Origin of the sequence: Kineococcus gurbantunggutensis, from assembly GCF_050871925.1 — a bacterium.
Taxonomy (GTDB): domain Bacteria; phylum Actinomycetota; class Actinomycetes; order Actinomycetales; family Kineococcaceae; genus Kineococcus.
In genome coordinates this window covers 1-1,750 of record NZ_JBJLSG010000322.1, presented here as the reverse complement: position 1 = coordinate 1,750, position 1,750 = coordinate 1, and the positions used below count along the sequence as shown (strand labels likewise).

Sequence of the window (1,750 nt, the reverse complement as noted above, 5' to 3'; positions counted from 1 at the left end):
CCGGTCCGGCCGGACCGGGCGGCCGCCCTCACGGGGTGCGCGGGGGGCCGCCGGCGTCCGCCGCCGGTGCGCTGGCGCTCCAGGTCGCCCACAGCCGCGCGTAGCGCCCGCCGGCGGCGACCAGCTCGTCGTGGCTGCCCAGCTCCACCAGGCGCCCGTGCTCGAGCACGGCGACGCGGTCGCAGGCGCGCGCCTGGGTGAGGCGGTGCGCCACGACGACCGCGGTGCGCCCGGCGGTCACCGCGCGCGCGGCGTCCTCCAGCTCGCGCGCGCCGGCGCTGCCGGCCTCGGCGGTGGCCTCGTCGAGGACGACGAGGGCGGGGTCGCGCAGCACGACGCGCGCCAGGGCGAGCTGCTGCTCCTGCGCGGCGGTCAGCGGGTGCGCCCCGGCGCCGACGCGGGTGCCCAGCCCCTCCGGCAGGGCGGCCACCCAGCCGTCGGCGCCCACGGCGGCCAGCGCCGCGCGCAGCCGCTCGTCGGGGGCGCCGGGGGCGGCGAGCGCGAGGTCCTCGCGCAGGGCGCCGGTGAACACGTGCGCCTCCTGGGTGACGACGGCGACGTGCGCGCGCAGCTGCTGCGGGTCCAGGCCGGCCAGGTCGGTGCCGTCGAGCAGGACGCGGCCGGGGGCGGGGACCAGCACGCCGCCCAGCAGCGCGGCCAGCGTGGACTTGCCGGCGCCGGACTCGCCGACGACCGCGAGGCTGGCGCCGGCGGGCACGTCCAGGTCCACGCCGTGCAGGACGGGCGCGCCGCCGGCGTAGGCGTGGGACAGGCCCCGCACGCTCAGCGCCGCGGGGTGGCGCACGCGGCGCCGCGGGCCGGGCGCGGGCGGGTCGAGGTCGGCCACGCCGACGAGGCGGGCCAGCGCGGCGCCGGCGCGCTGGACGTCGTCGAAGCTGAGCAGCAGCACCCCCAGCGGCCCGAAGAGGCGGTGGAAGAGCAGCGCGGCGCCGGTGACGTCGCCGACGCTGACGACGTCGGCGCGCACGAGGTGGAACCCGGTGAGCAGCAGCGCGGACAGCCCCAGCGCCTCGGCGGCGTTCATGGAGACCGACAGGCGCGCGAACACCCGCAGCGCGTCCAGGGCGGCGACCACCCCGCGGGCGGAGGCGCGCTCGACGCGGGCGGTCTGCTCCTCCTGGGCGCCGTACGCCTGCACGGTGCGGGTGCCGTGCAGGGACTCCAGCACCACGCGGGAGCGCTCGGCGGCCACGGCGCGCTCGCGCGCGTACAGCGGCGCCGCGCGCGGCAGGTAGCTGCGCAGCGCGACCGCGTAGACGGGGAAGACGGTGCAGAACGCCAGGGCCAGGCGCCAGTCCAGGGCGGCGAACCCGACGGCGGCCAGCACGACGGTCACCAGGGAGGTCAGCACGGTGGCGACCAGCTCGGTGGAGGAGGTGAACAGCTCCACGTCCTCGGTGACGCGGGAGGCGACGTCGGCGCCGCCGGCGCGCTCGAGGCGCTCGGCGTCCAGGTGCAGGGAGCGGTCCACCACGCGCTCGCGCAGGTCGGCGGCGACCTCCACGCCCAGGCGCTCGCTGCGCGCGCGGGCCAGGGCGGCGAAGACGGCGGTGAGCACGGCGACCACGGCCAGGCCCGCGAACAGCGCCCACAGCCGGCGCTGCGCGCCCGGGTCCGGTCCGGCGCCGGCGCCGGCGCCGCCCAGGAAGGCGCCTACCCACTCGACCAAGCGCCCGAGCAGCAGCGGGACGAGCAAGAGCCCGGCGGGGGAGGGGGCGGGGGTGTCCAG

At 80.0% G+C, this 1,750-nt stretch carries 1 protein-coding gene; it reads right to left on the bottom strand.

What is annotated here, in order from left to right:
- Positions 1–28: 28 nt before the first annotated feature.
- The coding region (locus ACRYR7_RS25440; RefSeq protein WP_432575176.1) for an ABC transporter ATP-binding protein at positions 29–1,750 on the bottom strand (1,722 nt) is incomplete at its 5' end.